Genomic DNA, 15,006 nt, shown 5'->3' on the forward strand with positions numbered 1-15,006 from the left:
GGCGCAGCACCACCCTCGCGTTGTGCCGGTGCGCTTCAGACCGCAGGCCGGGCCCGTTCCGCGATCGACGTCAGGTCCAGGCTCGGCGGCAGGGTGCCGAAGGCGGAGCCCCAGTCGCCGCCCAGCCGGGAGGCGCAGAACGCGTCGGCGACCTCCGGCGGCGCGTGCTGGACGAGCAGCGCCCCTTGCAGCACCAGCGCCATCCGCTCGACCACGCGCCGGGCGCGGCCCTCGATGCCCTCCAGGTCGGCGAACTCGGTGAGCAGGTTCTTCATCGCCCCGTCCAGCCGGTGATCGGCGCCGCGCACCCGGCCGACCTCGACGAGGAAGGCGTTCAGTGCCTGCGGTTCGCGCCGCAACGCCCGCAGTACGTCCAGGGCCTGGATGTTCCCGGCGCCCTCCCAGACGGAGTTGAGCGGGGACTCCCGTACCAGGCGCGGCAGTCCGGACTCCTCGACGTATCCGTTGCCGCCCAGGCACTCCGCCGCCTCGACCGCGACCGGCGAACAGCGCTTGGTCACCCAGTACTTGGCGGCCGGCACCGCCAACCGCAGGAACGCCAGCTCCTGTTCACCACCGTCGTCGTAGGCCGCCGCGAGCCGCAGCGCGAGCGTGGTGGCCGCCTCCGACTCCAGGGCGAGGTCGGCCAGCACGTTGCGCATCAGCGGCTTGTCGAGGAGCTTGCCGCCGAACGCCTCGCGGTGGGTGGCGTGATGGACGGCCTGCGCGACGGCCTGCCGCATCAGACCGGCCGAGCCGAGCACACAGTCGAGCCGGGTCGCCGCGACCATCCCGATGATGGTCCGCACCCCGGCCCCCTCGTCCCCGACCCGGCGCGCCCAGGTGCCGTCGAACTCGACCTCGGCGGAGGCGTTCGACCGGTTGCCCAGCTTGTCCTTGAGCCGCTGGAGGAGGAACACGTTGCGGGTGCCGTCCGCCAGCACCCGGGGGACCAGGAAGCAGGTGAGCCCGCCGGGCGCCTGGGCCAGCACGAGGAAGCCGTCGGACATCGGCGCCGAGCAGAACCACTTGTGGCCGGTCAGCCCGTACGTCCCGTCCTCGGCGAGCGGACGTGCCTCCGTCGTGTTGGCGCGGACGTCGCTGCCGCCCTGCTTCTCCGTCATGCCCATCCCGAAGACCACCCCGGCCTTGAGATGGGCGGGCCGCAGCTCACGGTCGTAGACCATGGACGTCAGCCGGGGCTCCCACTCGGCGGCGAGCGCGGGGTCGGCGCGCAGGGCGGGCACCGCCGCGTGGGTCATCGACAGCGGGCAGCAGTTGCCCGCCTCGACCTGGGTCCAGACGACGAAACCCGCGGCCCGCCGCACATGTCCGGCGGGGCGGTTCCAGGCGGCGGTCAGCCCGGCCGCCACGCCCTTGCCGAGCAGCCGGTGCCAGGCCGGATGGAACTCGACCTCGTCGATCCGGTGGCCGTAGCGGTCGTGGGTGCGCAGGCCCGGGGGGTTGTCGTTGGCCTGCGCACCCCACTCCTGGAGCTGGGCCGAGCCGGCGGCGCGGCCCAGCGCGGAGAGGTCGTCCCGGACCTCGTCCAGCAGTCCGGGTGCCGTGTGCCGCTCCACCGCCTCCGTCAGGACGCGGTCGGTGGTGAAGACGTCGTGTCCGACCAGTGGGGGAGCCTGGTTCGTCACGGTGTGGGTGGTGCGTGCCATGGCTGGAACCTACCCGTGGGGACGGCGGTGGTCGGGATCTCCACCTGCGGGTGCTCTGGATCTCCACCCTGACACAACCGCCGTCACGGACGTCAGGCCGAGCGGGACATGGCCGCCAGCATCGCGGTCTCGGGCACCTCCTCCTCCAGCCAGCCGGTGCGGTAGACGGTGTCCAGATAGCGTTCGCCCAGGTCAGGAGCGATCGCCACCGCCGTGGTGCCGTGCCGGCCGTTGCGGGCGAGCCACTGTTCGGCCCCGCTGACGACCGTGCCGGTGGACCCGCCGAACAGGAAGCCCCGCGCGGCCAGCCGACGGCAGGCCAGCACGGTGTCCGGCTCCTCGACATGGATCACGTCGTCGATGTACGACGTGTCGAGGAAGGCCGCCCCCACGCTGGTGCCCAGCCCGGGGATCATCCGGGGCCTCGCCTCCCCGCCGAAGGTGACCGAGCCGACGGCGTCCACGGCGACGATCCGCACCCGGCGCCGCCACTGCCAGAACCAGCGTGCGCAGCCCATCAGCGTCCCGGTGGTGCCGGCGCCGACGAACAGCACGTCCAGCTGCGGGAACCGGCGGGCGATGGCGGGTGCCGTGGTGCGGTAGTGCGCCCGCCAATTCCCCTGGTTCGTGTACTGGTTGAGCCACACGTACCGGTCGTCGGAGGCGCACAGCGCCCGCACGTACGCGATCCTGGCGCCCAGGAAACCGCCGTGCGCGTCGGGCTGGTCGACGACGTGGACCCGGCTGCCGAGCGCCTCCATCAGCTGCACCGTGGGTACGTTGCAGCGTCTGTCGGTGATGCAGAGAAACCCGTATCCGCGGCTCGCCGCGAGCACGCTCAGTGCCACCCCCAGGTTGCCGGACGACGACTCGACCAGCACCGAGCCGGGCCGCAGGATGCCGGCCCGCTCGGCGGCGTTCACCATCTCGGTGGCGGCCTTCAGCTTGACCGAGCCGGCGAAGTTGAACCCCTCGCACTTCAGATAGAGCGGTAGTTCCAGTGCTGCCCGCAGGTCGACGTAGAGGTCGTCCTCGTTGAACTCCGCGGGATCGGAAATAACAGCCATGTTTTCCCCCTAGTGGTGCGCCACGATCGCCGTCAGCCGTACCGGCGCAGCTCGTGGAAGAACCCGTCGACGACGTGGAGTTCGCCCCGTCGAACCACTTCGTCATGGACGAACCTGCCGACCGCGAGGTCGAGCACCCCCAGCCCGAAGGGCGAGAACACCACCGTCCGGTCGGTCGGTACGCTCACGCGGCCTGTCAGTACGTCGTCCAGCGTGCCGTCGATGAACTCCCGCCCCCCGGTGACCTGTTCGGCCAGGTGCGGTGACGTGTCGGCCTTCAGACAGTGCTCGACGTCGTCCACGAAGTTCGCGGACGCGAGCAGGACCGCCGGGTCGAGATCCCGCAACGACACGTGCAGGACCAGCGGATGATGGTCGAACCAGGCCGGATCGTGCACATGCGGCGAGCCGGCGATCGTCGCGAACACCAGCAGGTCGCTGGAGCGGACAAGACCTTCGATCTTGTCGTGCACCGCGACCCGCCCCGTCGCGCCCGACCGCTCCAGATATCCCCGGAACCCCTCCGCACTGTCCGCGGACAGGTCGTACACACCCGTCTCCTCGAACTCCCAGCCGGTGGCCCGGAGATGGGTGTGGATGTAGCGGGCGATCAGGCCCGTCCCCACGAACCCGACCCGCGGCGGCCGTGTCCGCCCCTGGCTGAGCCTGTCGGCCGCGAGCGCCGCCGAACTCGCCGTTCGGGTCGCGCTGATCACCGAACTTTCCAGGCAGGCGTACGGATAGCCGGTGTCCGGGTCGTTGAGGATCAGCACCGCCGAGGCCCTGGGCAGCCCCGACCCGGTGTTCCCCGGGAAACTGGAGATCCACTTCAGGCCGTCCACCCGCGACGGCCCCCCGAGCGACGCGGGCAGCGCGATGATCCGGGACGACGGACGGTCCGGGAAGCGCAGGAAGTACGACGGCGGGTTCACCGACTCGCCCGCGCCGTGCAGCCGGTAGGTGGCCTCCACGAGGGCGCCGATCTCCGACTCCCGCCCGGTCAGGGCCTGTTGGACCTGTTCGCCGCTGATGACCGCGAACGACGGTGTGTCGGTGCTCATGCCGCCCTCCCGCCGGCCGACGGGGCGAGGTCCGTCAGGCGTACCGGATCGCCGAGCCCGGCGAGCACCTCGCGCGGCCCCTCGAACGGCTCCCTGCCGTGCGCGGTACGGATGTTGTCCACGAGCAGCAGATCCCCGGAGCGCCACGGCTCGCGCCGGACGTGCCGGTCGTAGGCCTCGTTGATGGTCGTCACGATGCCCGCGTCGATCGGATCGCCGTTCCCGAAGCGGGTGTTGAAGGGCAGTGCGTCGGCGCCGTAGACGTCGACCAGGTATTCGCGCACCTCGGGCTCCATCGTCCATTCGTTCAGGAAGGCGATCTGGTTGAACCAGCAGCGGCGGCCGGTGACCGGGTGGCGGAGCACGGCGGCGCGGCGCTGGCGGGTGCGCAGCGAGCCGTCGTGGTGCCAGGCGAACTCGATGCCCTGGGTGCGGCAGTAGCGCTCCACGACGGCCCGGTCGTCGGTGCCGAAGGCCTCGGCGACCGACGCCCCGATCTCCTCGTGGTACGTCCGCGTCAGCAGCCAGCCCTCCCGCTCGAACCGCTCGACGAGCGGCGCGGGCAGCGACTGGAGTACGGCCTCGGCGTCGGCGACCGGGGTCGCGCCGCCCTGTGTCGGCGCCTCCAGACAGGCGAAGAGCAGCAGGCCGGGGAACTCCAGGGCGTAGCTCAACTCGTGGTGCTGGCACATCGGTTGGTCGGTCGGCCACTTCGTGGCGGAGTACACGCCCTCCGCGTAGGTACGGCGGGGCGCGAACGGCTCCCGGTCCGCCATCAGGGAGTCGGTGAGCCGCCGGAAGACGGTCTCGGCGCCGGCCGGGTCGGCGAGGCCGAGCCCGCGGACCAGGACGCAGCCGTGCTCGGCGACGACGGACCGCAGCGCCTCACGGTGCCGGGCGGCCCAGCCGACCGGGTCCGAGCCGACGTCGGCGTGCAGCAGCGGTGGACTGTCCGGGCTCAGGGCCACGGAGTTGAGCAGCGTCGCGGAAGAGAGCGACATCTCGGTGTTCCTTTCGGTGGTGCTGTCGTTCGTTCGGCCGGGGGTGCGGCTGGACTCAGGAGGAGACCGGCGGGTCCAGCAGTCCGGCCAGGTCCGCGAGGACCGGGTGACGGGTGACGTCCTTGAGGCTGATCGCCCGGTCGAGGGCGACCGCCAGCTTCACCGCGGCCAGCGAGGTGCCGCCGCGGTCGAAGAAGTGGTCCTGGCGGCCGATCCGTTCGGCCGGGATGCCCAGCACCACCGCCCAGGCGGCCGCCAGCCGGCGCTCGGCCGGTGTGTCAGGCCCGTCGCCGACCGCGTCCAGGTCACCGGCGAGCGCGGTCAGCGTCCGGCGGTCGGTCTTGCCGTTGGCGGTCAACGGCAGCGACGCCCGCCAGTGCACGACCGACGGCACCATGTACGCGGGCAGCGACTCGGCGAGCCGTTCGCGCACGGCCGCGGCCTCGACAGGCCGCGCACCCGTGCAGAACGCCACCAGCTGCGTCCCGCGCACCACGACCACCGCGCCGTCCCGCACCCCGTCCACCCGCAGCAGCGCGTTCTCGATCTCGCCGATCTCGATGCGGAAGCCGCGGATCTTCACCTGGCTGTCCCGGCGCCCCAGGAACTCCAGCTTGCCGTCCGGCCGCCAGCGCCCGTGGTCACCGCTGCGGTACAGCCGCTCCCCGGGCCGGTACGGGTCCTCGGTGAACGCCGCCCTCGTCCGCTCGGGATCGTTGACGTACCCCCGGCCGACGCACACACCGGAGAACACGATCTCACCGGGCGCCCCCAGCGGCACGGGCACCAGATCCTCGTCCACGACGTAGACCCGCACGTTGGAGACGGGCCGGCCGAGCGGGACGCGGTCCCCGTCCGGTGCCCGGTCCATGACCTCGTGGTTGGTGTCGTCCGAAGTCTCCGTCAGGCCATAGGCGTTGACGAGCCGCACTCCGGGCCGCGCCGCGAACCAGCGGTCCACGAGTTCCTTCTTCACGGCCTCCCCGGTGACCGACACACAGCGCAGATCGGGGAGTTCACGCGGCTGCCGCTCCAACTCGGCCAGCACGGCCTCCAGATACGACGGCACGACCTGGAGCACGTTCACGCGCCCCGCCTCGATCGTGTCGACGAACCGCGCCACGTCCAGGATCACGTCCTGCCCCACCAGCAGCGTCCGCCCGCCCACGAGCGGCGCGCAGACCAGCTGCCACAGGGAGATGTCGAAGCACTGCGGCGCGGTCTGCGCCACCACCTGCCCGGACCCGATCCCCAGGTCGTCGAGCTTCGCGAACACGTGGTTGAGGAAACCCGCGTGCTCGCACATCGCGCCCTTGGGCTCACCCGTGGAGCCCGACGTGAAGTAGATGTAGGCGAGTTGACCGGGTGAGACCTCGATACCGAGGTCGGTGTCCGAGTGGCCCTCGGCGTACGCCTCGTCGACGTAGAGCGTCCGGTCGGACGGGTCGCCCAGCGCGCCGTCGCTGGCGCGCTCGGTCAACACCAGCTCGCACCCGGCACGTTCGAGAACTCTGGCCACCCGGTCGGCCGGGAAGTTCGGCTCGACGGGCAGGTACACCCCGCCCGCCTTGAACACGGCGAGCACGGCGGCCATCCAGTCCAGGTTCCGCTCCAGCACCACGGCGACGACACCCTCGCGGGTCAGCCCCCGGGAGAGGAGCGCCCGACTCAGCTGGTTCGCCCGGGAGTTGAGCTCCCGGTACGTCCACTGCCGGTCCCCCTGGACGGCGGCGACCGCGTCCGGCTGTGCCGACACCCGCTCCTCGAACAGCTCGTGCACCCGCCGCTCGGGCAGCTCGCGCAGCGGACCCGCCAACTCGTCGAGCTGGAAGCGGAGTTCGGCGTCCGACAGCAGCACCGGCCGGTCCGGCTCGGTGAGCGCGGTCAGGTGATAGCCCGCGATGCGGGCGGCGGCCCCGGCGTCGAGGACGTCGGTGCGGTAGCGCAGCCGCAGCGTGCGGCCGGTGACGCTCACCCGCAACGCCGGGTCCTCCTCGGCGGGTTCGCCGGACAGCGCCCCGAGGACCTTGGCGTGGGCGACTTTCAGTGCGGCGGGCTCGATCAAGAGCCCGTCGGGCAGGGACACTTCGTACTCCGCCACACCTGGCACCGGAGCGAGCGTCCACCGCGGAATGATCTCCATCGTTCTCTTCCCCCTGTTTCCTTCCCCCCACGGCACGAGCCGTCAGGGAGTCATGTGCCGTCCGGCGCGCCGTGGCGCCACTGCCGGATTCCCGCCCCACCGGGACCGCGCAGGCATCTCCTCGCCCTTCATCAGGAAGGAGTCGGCGGCCAGTTCGGCCCCGTCACCCATCGACACGCCGTAGTGGACGAGCGCACCCACCCCGAGGGTGCAGCCGGCGCCGATGGTGATGTGTTCGGACTTGAAGGTGCCGTCCTCCTGCGAGTGGGCCTGCACCTTGGTGTGCGCCGCGAGGGTGCAGTCGTCCCCGATCGCGGTCAGGGTGCGCTCGGTGATGTAGGCGCCGTCGTCGAAGACGCGCCGGCCGATGCGCACGCCCAGCAGCCGCCAGATCACGTTCTTGAACGGCGTCCCGTTGAACACCTGCATATAGGTGTCCGGGATCTTCCACAGCCGCTCGTGCCACCAGAAGTACGGCTCGTAGATCGAGCACAGCTTGGGCTCCAGCGGCCGGAACCGGCCGATCAGGCGCTCCGCCAGCACGTAGTAGCCGGCGGTGAAGCCGAGCCCGAGCATCAGGGACGCGCCGATCAGCAGCCCACCGCCGATGCCCTCACCCCCGTACAGGTCGATGGCGGCGAAGCCGACCACGGTGAGCACGAACCCGTGCAGCCAGCGCACGAACAGGAACAGGCCCATCGAGCGCAGGTTGTAGCGGTTCTTCGCGCTCAGCCGGCGGTTCAGCTCGTCGCCCTCGCGCAGGTGGTCGAAGCGGCTGTCGCGTTCCACCGAGCGCGGGATCTCGAAGCACGGCGAGCCGAGCAGGCCCACGCCCTCGCGGATCTCGCCGTCGATCGGCACCATCACCTTCGTGGCGAGCAGGCAGTTGTCGCCGGTGCGGCCCCCCGAGGGGTAGGCGATGTGGTTGCCCAGGAAGTTGCGCGGCCCGATCACAGCGCGCGACAGCCGGAACGACGTACTGGAGAAGTCCGCGTTGACGATCGACAGACCGTCGGCGACCATCGTGCCGGTTCCCACGGTGGCCAGATACGGCGTCTCGTGCTGCACCTCCGAACCGAAGTTGGAGCCGGTCTGCTCCACCACACCGAGGTCGTAGCCGATGGCCCGCAGATACCCGGTGATGTACGAGCTGTCCCCGCACAGCCACTTGAAGAACTTCAGGTTGGTCATCCGCGCGACCGAGCGCTGCACCGAGTAGTGGAAGCCGTACAGCGGATACACCCGGTCGGGGCGCAGCAGCGGACGGAGCAGCCTCGGTACCAGTGACACGGCGGCGAAGCCGAGCACCACGAACCCGACGAACGCCGCCAGTGACAGGGCCAGCGCCTCGCCGTAGAACCGGGCGGAGTTGAGGTCCTTGGTGTTCGGATCCAGCAGGTGGTCGAGGGCCGGGGCCACGGTCAGCAGCATGTAGGTGCCGCCGATCGCGAGCGGGACGTAGACCAGCAGCACCTGGAGGAACGCGGCCAGGCCGTAGCCGAAGCGGCGCGCTGTCGAGCAGTCCGCGTGCGGGATCCGGACGTAGTCGACGTCCGTGGGCTCCGCCGGCGAGCCGTGCACGCGCTGCCCCGCAGGGACCGCGGCGCCGTCGTACAGGGCGGAGGAATGGCCGAGTTGGGACCCGTCGCCCATGACGGTGCCGATGTCGAGGACGGTCTTCTCGCCGACGTACACCTCGCTGCCGAGCGTGACCCGGCCGGTGCGGATACGGCCGGCTCGTGCCTGGTAGCAGAGGAAGAAGGCGTCCTTGCGGATGACCGTTCCGTCTCCGATGGTCAGCAGGTCGGTGCAGACCGGTACGGAATGGGACAGGATCGTGACGCCCTTGCCGATCCGGGCGCCCAGGGCGCGCAGATACAGGACGTAGAGCGGGTTGCCGGCGAACAGGATCATCGGGTTGGCGTGCAGGAGGGCCTTGACGGTCCAGAACCGGACGTAGGCGAGGCCCCAGACCGGGAATTCGGTCTCCTTCCAGCGGCCCACAAGAACCCACTTGGCCACCACCGGCACCGTGCACACACCGATGAACACCGCGCCGCCGAATATCGCGGACCGCAGATATACCTGGACCACTCCGTCACCGGAGGAAACCCATTCGTATCCCTGGCCCGTGACCGTCCCGGCAAGCACGCAATACAGCGCGAAAACCAGGAACTGAAGCATCCCGCACAGCAGATAGCGGGCCGTGCTCCCGGCCGGCGGCGCCTCCGCCTCGACCGGTGCGACGGGCTCGGGTGTGTCGGCGAGCGCCGCCGCCAGACTGCGGATCGTCGGATATCCGTAGACGTCCCGCATCGACACCGACGGCAGATCCTCGCGCTTCCTGACCCGGGCGCAGAAGTGCGCCATCACCAGCGAGTTGGCGCCCAGGTCGTCGAAGAAGTGACTGTCGAGGGGTATGTCTTCCTTGCGTACGACACCGGCCAGGACCTCCGCGAGGACGGTCTCGGTGACGGTGCCGGGTTTTCCCACCACGTGGCTCCTTGTTACTGATCGTCGTCTTTGAATTGTCAAAGACGAATACGGTGGAGTCGCGCCCGATGTTCACGGCAGAGGAATATCAATGAGCACGCGAAACGGGTGTGGTGAATGGGAATTCGTGAGAATGGAGTTCCGCATTGTGTACAGAGTTGCCATTTGTACGAGGCTCTGGTCCTGAGCCTTTTGATTCCCCCGAGTCGTGTGCGCTGACGTCGCCCCAACGCGCGCAACGAATGCAGTCCGGATTATTTCTGGACATTCTAGGACGGGTCAAGGCCGTTTCGGTCAATGGCGCTTTTTCGTCTTCGCCGGCCGGGGGGCGGGTCAACATGAATTGACGGCCGAAGTCCTCACCGGGCCACTCTGTGAAACGGCCGTCGAAATATCGAATGCGGCTTCGATTCTCGGTGTGATTATTTTCGGCCATCGCGAGCATGACACGACCGTCCCCGAGGGCGTCCCGCCCGGCCGGCGACCCCGGGGGACGAGTGCATCCCGGCGCGGCGGATACCTTTAGGGCGTGCAGTCAGCAAGTGAACCCCCCGAGCGGCCCTCCAGCCGGTTCCACCGGGCGCGTGCCCTCTACCGGAACGTCTCCAAGCGCAGGACCGCCTGGCTGCTGGTCAAGGACACCGTCAACTCCTGCATGGAGTACCGCATCCTGGGCCTCGCGGCCGAGGCCGCGTTCTTCACGCTGCTGTCCGTGCCGCCGCTCCTGCTGAGCCTCATCGGCCTGCTCGGCTACGTCGACAGCTGGACCGGCGCCGACAGCATCGCCGGCCTGGAGAACAACATCCTCGAGGCGTCCCGCACCGTCCTGTCCGACAAGGGCGTGCACGAGATCGCCCAGCCGATCCTGCACGACGTGATGAAGGGCGGCCGGCCCGACGTCATCTCCATCGGCTTCCTGTTCGCCCTGTGGTCGGGCTCCCGCGCGGTCAACGTCTTCATCGACACCATCACCGTCATGTACGGCCTCGACGGTGTCCGCGGGCTCGTCAAGACCCGCATCGTGTCCTTCGCCCTGTTCGTCGCGGCCCTGCTGATCGGCTCGGTCGCGCTGCCGCTCATGGTGGCCGGACCGGACGCCGTGGTGAACGTGGTGCCGTGGTCGGAGACGGTCGTCCAGGTCCTGTACTGGCCGGTTGTCATCGTCCTCTCCATCGTCTTCCTGACGACGCTGTACCACGTGTCCGTCCCCGTCCGCTCCCCGTGGATCGAGGACGTGCCCGGCGCCCTGGTCGCCCTCGCCATGTGGGTCCTCGGCAGCTACCTGCTGCGCATCTACCTCACCAGCACGGTCGAGGGCCCCACCATCTACGGCTCCCTGGCCGCACCGGTCGCAGTCCTCCTCTGGATCGGCGTCTCCGCGTTCGCCGTGCTCGTCGGCGCCGCCGTCAACGCGGCCATCGACCGCGTCTGGCCGGCCGCCGCGACCGCCGCCGCCCGCGCCGCCAACGAACGCCGCCAGGACGAGCAGGTCGCCGAGTACGTCGCCCGCATGGCCGCCGTCCGCTCCCACGACGGCGAGGACGACGACGACCCCGACGACTCCTACATGCCCTCCGAGTTCCCGGAACGCTGGTCCCGCTTCCTCCCTCCGGAGGACGTCACGTCACGGTTGCGCACGCATGCAAAGAGCACCCACAAGGGAACCGGGGACTCTCAATCGCCGGACAAGTAAAACGTCCCTGAAAGGGGCGCGGGGAACGGCGCGACCAGCCACAACGGACTCGCAGCCTACGGACCGGCCGACCAGCCACAACGAACCCGCAGCCTAAGCACCGGCCTTCCACGCGCCCGCCGCCGCAGCCTCCCGCACGAACTCCGAGAAGTCCCGCGGCTCCCGCCCCAGCACCTCCTGAACCCCCTCGGAGAGATACGAGTTCCGCCCATCGAGCAGCGACTCGAACAACTCCACCAGGAACTCCACCTCCTCCGCCGGCACCCCGAACCCCGCGAGACGCTCCCCGTACTGACGGGCAGACACCGCCCGGTACGTCAGCCGGCGCCCCGTCACCGCAGCGATCTCCGCGACCGCCTCACCGAACGTCAGCAACCGCGCCCCGGACACGGTGATCGCCTGCCCGACATACCGGTCCCCGCCAGTCACCGCCGCGACGACCACGTCCGCGATGTCCCGCACATCGACGAACGGCTCCCGCACTGAACCACCGGGGAACACCAGTTCCCCACTCTCCCGCAACCCCTCCACCAGCGGCCCCTCGCTGAAGTTCTGCGCGAACCACGACGCCCGTACGACCGTCCAGTCCGCCCCCGACCCCCGCAGCGCCTCCTCGGTCGGCCGCGCCCGCTCCTCACCCCGGGACGACAGCAGCACCAGCCGCCGTACGCCCAGCCCGACCGCCTCCTGCGCGAGCAGCCCCACCGCGAGTCCCGCGTCCGGCGCCCCGACGTCCGAGGGATACACCAGGTACGCCGCATCCGCACCCCGCAGCGCATCCGCCCACGTCGACCGGTCCGCCCAGTCGAACCCCCGCGCCCGCGAGGCCGCCCGTACGGTGAGTCCCGCGGCCCGCGCGGCCTCCGCCACCCGGCGCCCGGTACGCCCCGAAGCACCGGTCACCACAATCGTCATGTTCTGTGCATTCTGTGTCATGCCATCCAGTCAACGCCCCCGCGCGAGCACGGACCATCGCTGAACGGCTCATTCCCATAATCGCCCGTCTACGCTGGCCACATGGACGCCCTCGCAGGCCTTCTGGAGGGTCCACGCGCGCGTGGCGCCTTCATGATCCGCGCGTGCTTCGACCCGCCGTGGGCGGTACGCGTCGAGGACCGTGCCCCGCTGACGGTCATGCTCATGGTCCGCGGCGACGGCTGGATCACCCCGGACACGGGGGAGCGGATACGGCTGCGGTCCGGCGACCTCGCCATCGCCCGCGGCCCGGACCCGTACACCTGCGCAAACGCCCCCGACACCACCCCGCAGGCCCTGATCCTGCCCGGCGGCGAGTGCCACTACCCCGACGGCACCCCCCTCAAGGGCTCCATGGACCTCGGCGTCCGCACCTGGGGCGACCGCCCCGACGGCTCCACGGTGATGCTCATCGGCACCTACCTCATGCGCGGCGAGATCAACGGCCGTCTGCTGGACGCCCTCCCGCCGTTGCTCTCCCTCCCCTCCGAGGTGTGGGAGTGCCCGCTGACCCCGCTCCTCATGGAGGAGATCGTCCGCGACGAACCCGCCCAGGAGGTCGTCCTGGACCGCCTCCTCGACCTGCTCGTCATCGCCGCCCTGAGGGCCTGGTTCTCCCGCCCGGAGGCGGAGGCCCCGGCCTGGTACCGCGCCCTGGCGGACCCCGTCGTCGGCAGGGTCCTGCGCCTCCTCCAGGACGACCCCGCCCACCCCTGGACGGTCGCCTCCCTGGCCGCCGAGGCGGGCGTCTCCCGCGCGGCCCTGGCCCGCCGCTTCACCGACCTGGTCGGCGAACCCCCGATGTCCTACCTCACCGCCTGGCGCCTCGCCCTCACCGCCGACCGCCTCCGCGACACCGAGGACACCATCGGCGCGATCGCGGGACAGGTCGGCTACGGCAGCGCGTTCGCCCTGTCCAGCGCCTTCAAACGGGTCTACGGCGTGAGCCCGCAGGAACACCGGACGCGGGCGGGATAGAAGCGCCGGTGGGCGTAGCCTTTCGACCGTGTACGTGGAGAGGGCGTCCCGGCTGCCGGGCGCGGTGGTCTGGAGCCGCACGATCGAGGCCTCCACCGTCGACCCGGTCCACCCCGTCCTGCCCGACGGCTGCATGGACCTCCTCTGGAACGAGGGCCGCCTGCTGGTCGCGGGCCCCGACACCCGCGCGTACGTCCCCGGGAGCGCACCCGCGCACTGGGCGGGCCTCCGCTTCGGCCCCGGCACCGCCCCCACCTACCTGGGCGTCCCCGCACACGAACTCCGCGACCGCCGGATCGACCTCACCGACCTCTGGCCCGCCGCGACGGTACGCCGCCTGACCATCCGCATCGCCAACTCCCCCGACCCGGCCACCGCGTTGGAGGAACTGGCACTGCACCGCGCCACCGAGACACCCCCACCCGATCCGCTCCTACGACACCTCGTGGCGGCCCTCGACACCGGTCGCCCCGTCGCCGCCACCGCCGACGAACTCGGCCTCGGCGCCCGCCAGTTGCACCGCCGCTCGTTGGCGGCCTTCGGCTACGGCCCCAAGACCCTCGCCCGGGTCCTGCGTCTCCAGCGCGCCCTCGCGCTGGCCCGCGCCGGAGTGCCGTTCGCGGAGACGGCGGCCCGGTCCGGTTACGCGGACCAGGCCCATCTCGCCCGGGACGTCAAGGAGTTCGCGGGGATGCCGCTGGGGCGGCTGCTCGGCCGGGCCGGCTGAGGCAGGCGGCGGCATCGGCTCTAGGCGGACGGCAGCGGGGCGAAGAGGTCCACGCCGTTGCCGTCGGGGTCGTGCACGACGGCGTACCGCTGGCCCCAGAAGGCGTCCCACGGCTTGAGTCCGCCGTGGTGCCCGGCGCCGGTCAACTCCTCGTAGACCAGGTCGACTTCGGCGGGGTCGTCGCAGAGCAGGGCGAGCGCGGCCCGACCGCTGCCGCTGGGCGTCTGCCAACCCGGGTGGAACGAGCGGACGGTGTCCTCCGTGTCCAGCAACAGCCGTAGCCCACCGGGCAGTTGGGCCTCGGCGTGCGGCTGGCTCTCGGCACCCTCGGGGAACCCGAACCCGAGCCGGCGGTAGAAGGCGACAGAGGCGGCCATGTCGGAGACGACCAGGCCGATCGCGTCGAATCGTGGAGTCATGGGGGCAACGGTAGGCGGGGGCGGGCCGGCCGGTCTTGAAGGAATCGGACACGGCGGTCGTGCCGGGGCGGCCGCTCAGCGGAAGGCCACCGGTCCGCGCGGAGTGTCCAGGGTGAAGGAGAGGCCCACCGGCCCGGTCGCCACCGCCAGCTCCGCGCCCACCGCCGACAGCAAGGGGCGGATCTCGTCCGGGACCGGGGCCGTCGCGGTCAGCTCCAGCAGGGGTGCGACGGGCAGGCCCGAGGCGGTCGGATGGGGCGAGGAACTCCAGTCGATGAGGAACGGCACCAGGCCGGAGGGATGCGCCGTGTCCCCGTCGGTGAGCCGCCACTCCAGCAGCGTCCCGTCGGGCCGGCGGCGGCTCATCGCCCGCACCGGCCCGGGGTCGTACCCCTGGACACGGGCCGCCGCGACCGCCGCGTCCAGGTCGGGCGGGGAGACCGCCCAGGTCACCGTCCGGGCGACGGACAGCCCGTCGACACCGAAGGGACGCGGTCCCGACGGCTCGGACTGCTCCGGGTCAGGACCGATGATCTCCAGGTACCGGGAACCACCCAGCGAGACAAGGTAGTTGCGGGTGCCGAGCCCGACATGCGCGCCGCCCGGGACCGGAGCGATGCCCGTGCGCTCGGTGAACTCGGCGACCGTAGCCGCCAGTTCGGGGGTCGCGAGGACGAGATGGTCGAGGCGTGCGGGAAGGACATTCATCCCCGACGAGGCTACGCGGCGGGACCGTGCCACAGGAGGAAAAAGTCCCTCAACCGCGGAACACCTGTACG

General features: G+C 70.9%; 12 protein-coding genes. 3 read left to right on the forward strand and 9 right to left on the reverse strand.

The genetic code is table 11. The features are described from left to right. Nucleotides 1–35 precede the first annotated feature (35 nt). The 6 genes from ACNFOC_RS10040 to ACNFOC_RS10065 form a co-directional block, all read right to left on the reverse strand. The gene (locus ACNFOC_RS10040) at nucleotides 36–1,670 is read right to left on the reverse strand and encodes an acyl-CoA dehydrogenase family protein (RefSeq protein WP_416958732.1); all 1,635 of its coding nucleotides are present in this window, start codon (nucleotides 1,668–1,670) and stop codon (nucleotides 36–38) included. 92 nt (nucleotides 1,671–1,762) lie between these two features. After that, nucleotides 1,763–2,737, reverse strand: coding sequence for a 2,3-diaminopropionate biosynthesis protein SbnA (gene sbnA / locus ACNFOC_RS10045; RefSeq protein ID WP_416958733.1), 975 nt, complete (start codon nucleotides 2,735–2,737; stop codon nucleotides 1,763–1,765). Nucleotides 2,738–2,769: 32 nt separating this feature from the next. Then, complete coding sequence (gene sbnB / locus ACNFOC_RS10050) at nucleotides 2,770–3,798, reverse strand: 2,3-diaminopropionate biosynthesis protein SbnB (protein WP_416958734.1); 1,029 nt, start codon at nucleotides 3,796–3,798, stop codon at nucleotides 2,770–2,772. Beyond that, complete coding sequence (locus tag ACNFOC_RS10055; protein WP_416958735.1) at nucleotides 3,795–4,799, reverse strand: TauD/TfdA family dioxygenase; 1,005 nt, start codon at nucleotides 4,797–4,799, stop codon at nucleotides 3,795–3,797. Before ACNFOC_RS10055 ends, sbnB begins: the two co-directional genes overlap by 4 nt. Before the next feature lie 55 nt (nucleotides 4,800–4,854). Then, a complete protein-coding gene (locus ACNFOC_RS10060; protein ID WP_416958736.1) occupies nucleotides 4,855–6,942 on the reverse strand; it encodes a non-ribosomal peptide synthetase in 2,088 nt (695 codons plus the stop codon). 42 nt (nucleotides 6,943–6,984) lie between these two features. Continuing rightward, the gene (locus tag ACNFOC_RS10065; protein ID WP_416958756.1) at nucleotides 6,985–9,435 is read right to left on the reverse strand and encodes a Pls/PosA family non-ribosomal peptide synthetase; all 2,451 of its coding nucleotides are present in this window, start codon (nucleotides 9,433–9,435) and stop codon (nucleotides 6,985–6,987) included. A 529-nt stretch (nucleotides 9,436–9,964) separates the two neighbouring features. Between ACNFOC_RS10065 and ACNFOC_RS10070 the strand changes: the two genes are divergently transcribed. Beyond that, on the forward strand, nucleotides 9,965–11,128 hold the full coding sequence (locus tag ACNFOC_RS10070) for a YihY/virulence factor BrkB family protein (RefSeq protein WP_416958737.1): 1,164 nt from the start codon (nucleotides 9,965–9,967) through the stop codon (nucleotides 11,126–11,128). Nucleotides 11,129–11,221: 93 nt separating this feature from the next. On the opposite strand, the gene ACNFOC_RS10075 is transcribed toward ACNFOC_RS10070, so the two are convergent. After that, nucleotides 11,222–12,064, reverse strand: coding sequence for an NmrA family NAD(P)-binding protein (locus tag ACNFOC_RS10075; protein ID WP_416958738.1), 843 nt, complete (start codon nucleotides 12,062–12,064; stop codon nucleotides 11,222–11,224). 81 nt (nucleotides 12,065–12,145) lie between these two features. Here ACNFOC_RS10075 and ACNFOC_RS10080 point away from each other — a divergent pair, with 81 nt between their 5' ends. Both ACNFOC_RS10080 and ACNFOC_RS10085 read left to right on the forward strand, forming a co-directional pair. Further along, complete coding sequence (locus tag ACNFOC_RS10080; RefSeq protein WP_416958739.1) at nucleotides 12,146–13,081, forward strand: AraC family transcriptional regulator; 936 nt, start codon at nucleotides 12,146–12,148, stop codon at nucleotides 13,079–13,081. Nucleotides 13,082–13,109: 28 nt separating this feature from the next. Continuing rightward, on the forward strand, nucleotides 13,110–13,808 hold the full coding sequence (locus ACNFOC_RS10085) for a helix-turn-helix domain-containing protein (RefSeq protein WP_416958740.1): 699 nt from the start codon (nucleotides 13,110–13,112) through the stop codon (nucleotides 13,806–13,808). A 20-nt stretch (nucleotides 13,809–13,828) separates the two neighbouring features. On the opposite strand, the gene ACNFOC_RS10090 is transcribed toward ACNFOC_RS10085, so the two are convergent. Together ACNFOC_RS10090 and ACNFOC_RS10095 are read right to left on the reverse strand one after the other, a co-directional pair. Next, a complete protein-coding gene (locus ACNFOC_RS10090; protein WP_416958741.1) occupies nucleotides 13,829–14,227 on the reverse strand; it encodes a VOC family protein in 399 nt (132 codons plus the stop codon). Nucleotides 14,228–14,302: 75 nt separating this feature from the next. Beyond that, a complete protein-coding gene (locus ACNFOC_RS10095) occupies nucleotides 14,303–14,935 on the reverse strand; it encodes a VOC family protein (RefSeq protein ID WP_416958742.1) in 633 nt (210 codons plus the stop codon). Between the last annotated feature and the right edge of the window lie 71 nt (nucleotides 14,936–15,006).

The sequence above is a fragment of the Streptomyces colwelliae genome, assembly GCF_048158785.1.
Classification (GTDB): domain Bacteria; phylum Actinomycetota; class Actinomycetes; order Streptomycetales; family Streptomycetaceae; genus Streptomyces.